Here is a 2,847-nt window from a genome sequence, read left to right as displayed (position 1 = left end):
ATGCCTACGGCGCCCGTCTTCAACAGCTCGCGAATGAGCGGACGCCGGGCTGGACGCGGACGGTCAGCCGAAGCCTCGTTGAACTCCTGCGATTGTCGGTGACGGCCGCCTGGCGGCACGGCTGGCAGCCGGCCGAGCTGGCCAGGCACGTCGGCCGGCAGCTTTCCGGCGCGCACGCATCGATAATCGCGGACATGATCGCGGCCGAAATGCAGGGCTATGCCGCCGCCACCGTGGATGCCCGCTGGGCTGCCCAGGTGGCCGCGCTTAGTGCCACCTCGCTCGGAGCCACCGCTTCCGAGGCCGCCACGTTCGGGGCCACCGCTTCCGTGGCCGCCGCGTTCAGGGCCGGCGGAGCCGGAAACGGGACCTGGTGGGGGACCGACGCCGAGTACCTGGGTGCCTGGCGGGCGCTAGGTCTGGCATATGCCGGCTTGCGGGGCGTGATCGCCGACGGGATCGAAACGCTGCACGCGCTCCAGCATCTCGCGGTCCTGGAACGGCTGCTTCCGCTGCCCGGAGCCGCCCGGCCGACCGCGCAAGTGCGTGCCGAGCCCGCCGACGAACGGCTGCTCGGCAAGATCCGCGCGCTGCTCGCCAAGGCGGAATCGACGGAGTTCGCCGAGGAAGCGGAGGCCCTGTCGGCTCGCGCGCAGGAGCTGATGGCCAAGTACAGCATCGATCACGCGCTGCTCGCCGCCGAGTCGGGGCACGCGGAGGAACCGGGCGGGCGGCGGATCGCCGTCGACAACCCCTACGAGGCGCCGAAGGCATCGCTGCTGCAGACCGTCGCGCAGGCCAACCGCTGCCGCATCATCTGGTCAAAGGAACTGGGCCTGGTGACGGTCATCGGCTTCCCGGCAGACCTGGACGCGGTCGAGCTGCTGTTCACCTCGCTGCTCGTCCAGGCGAACAGCGCGATGCTGCGGGCCGGGGCGAAGCGCGATGCCCACGGGCGGTCCCGGACCCGGGCGTTCCGCCAGTCGTTCCTGGTGTCCTACGCGATCCGCATCGGCGAGCGGCTGTCCGAGGCCACCGGTCACGCGGAGCAGCAGGCCGCGGCGCAGCAGGCGACAGCCAGTGCCGGCGGCAAGGACCTGGTGCCGTTCCTGGCGGCACGCCGGCAGGCCGTCGATGACGCGGTGGACGCCATGTTCGGCGACACGCTGACCAGGAGCCGCGCGGTCCGGGCGACCGACGCGGAGGGCTGGCATTCCGGCCGGATCGCCGCCGACATGGCAAACCTGCACAACCACGCCGCGGTCGTCGGCACCGCATCGGCGTAGCCTGCACCCACATGACCCCCGGCAAACGGGAGACGGCATACTGACCCGTTCGCTGTGGACCACGCTTGGCGCGATCGGCCTCGGCGCTGCGCTGGTAGGCGTTTCTTTGCCGACGTACGCCGACGCTGTTCTTTGCCGACGAACGTCGGCAAATGCTAATGTGGACGTACGCCGGCATATGAGCTGAGTCCACAGGGGACAGATGCGATGAAGATTGTCACCATCCACGACCTGGCTTCCGCTGCGCGGGGTCGCCGACTCGAGCTTGGCCTTACACAGGCCGAACTTGCCGAACGGGCCGGCGTTTCCCGCGACTGGGTCAACTACTTCGAAAGAGGGAAGGGCACCGTCGAGCTAGCGCTTGTCCTGCACCTTTTCGAGGCGCTCGGACTTGAGATGGAACTGCGGCCGACACGAGCCGACGCGAATCAGCGTGGCCGCGCGGCCAGCGAGCTCAGATCGTTTGTCGACGAGTACATGAGCCGATGACAGACACCCTGACCGTCATCGTCGGTGACGTGATTGCCGGGCGGTGACGCGCCTGGCTAGCGGCAAGCTCCAGTTCACCTACGACGAGCAGTACGCCACGATGGTGACCGCGACGCCGCTTTCGCTGTCGCGGACTGCGCGGGGGCCGTGCGCTTCGCGCTGCCGAGGGACACCGACAAGGCCCTCCGTAGGGTAGGCGCAGTCACCTGGCTAGCAGAAGAAGATGTCGCCGGACTGCTGAGCGAACTCCGGAGAGACTCGACGAGCTGGCTCGGTGCCGGTTTCACGGGCCAGTTCAGCCTCGCCGGAGCTCAGGCGAAAACTGCGCTCATCTTCCAGGATGGGCAGTGGGGGGTTCCCGCCGGGCGAGATCTTCTGCGGTTCGCTCCACCGCGGGGTCGCCGAACAGCAGCGCCAGGACCTCACCCTGGAGCCGGGACCGGAATACCGGCAGCGCCACCGTGCGTCCGGGATAACAGGGAACAGAAGGGGTGGCGACTGACCAGCGGTGCGCGGACGGCGGTGCGCGGGTTGCCCTATAGCCGTCGCTCGTTCGCTTTAGGGTTCCGCTGTTACGGCAATGCTTAGTTTTGGTTTGATCTCTTGATCCGGCAAGTTGGCGGGGCGCACAATAGTCGAGCCTGAAGTCACATTCCCCGGCAGGCGTTTCGTGATCATCGCAAGAACTCTCGAGGAAGGAGAGAGTGACTATGCGATTCAGACGATTCTGCGCCGCAACTTTCTGCCTCACGCTGGCCGCGGTGGCGGTCACCGCGATCCCGGCAGCGGCGGACCAAACGCCGACCACGGGTTCCGCGCTGGTCAAGCCGATGGCTTACAGCCCCGCCGGGTGCACGCTCCACGGGGGGCGCAGGCCGCACATCCAGACCAGTCCCAAGCACAAAGGCGAACGCTGGGCCGACGCCTTCGAATTCACATCGTGCAAGCGTAACGTGGGCACCCTGTACATCAGCGTCTCCCTTTACAAGACCGACCTCCTCGGTTCCTATTTCGAGGACAACGTGCACTACACGGTGCACAACAAGAAATATGTCGCGGCGAGCCCCGAAGT

General features: G+C 67.3%; 3 protein-coding genes. All 3 read left to right on the top strand.

Annotated elements, in window-relative coordinates:
* Positions 1–1,286: DUF2786 domain-containing protein (locus Q1N79_RS20430; protein ID WP_300611299.1), on the top strand; the 1,286-nt coding region annotated here is incomplete at its 5' end.
* A gap of 207 nt (positions 1,287–1,493) precedes the next feature.
* A complete protein-coding gene (locus tag Q1N79_RS20425) occupies positions 1,494–1,775 on the top strand; it encodes a helix-turn-helix domain-containing protein (protein WP_300611298.1) in 282 nt (93 codons plus the stop codon).
* Between the two features lie 710 nt (positions 1,776–2,485).
* Positions 2,486–2,847 (top strand): hypothetical protein (locus Q1N79_RS20420; RefSeq protein ID WP_300611297.1); only part of this gene is annotated, 362 nt, incomplete at its 3' end.

The sequence above is a fragment of the Trebonia sp. genome (genome assembly GCF_030042015.1).
Taxonomy (GTDB): domain Bacteria; phylum Actinomycetota; class Actinomycetes; order Streptosporangiales; family Streptosporangiaceae; genus Trebonia.
The sequence above is the reverse complement of the archived record's forward strand: the minus strand, read 5'-3'. Positions and strand labels throughout refer to the sequence as shown.

Coding starts and splice junctions, on each gene's coding strand:
- Q1N79_RS20425 (WP_300611298.1), top strand. CDS start 1,494: ATGAAGATTGTCACCATCCACGACCTGGCTTCCGCTGCGCGGGGTCGC.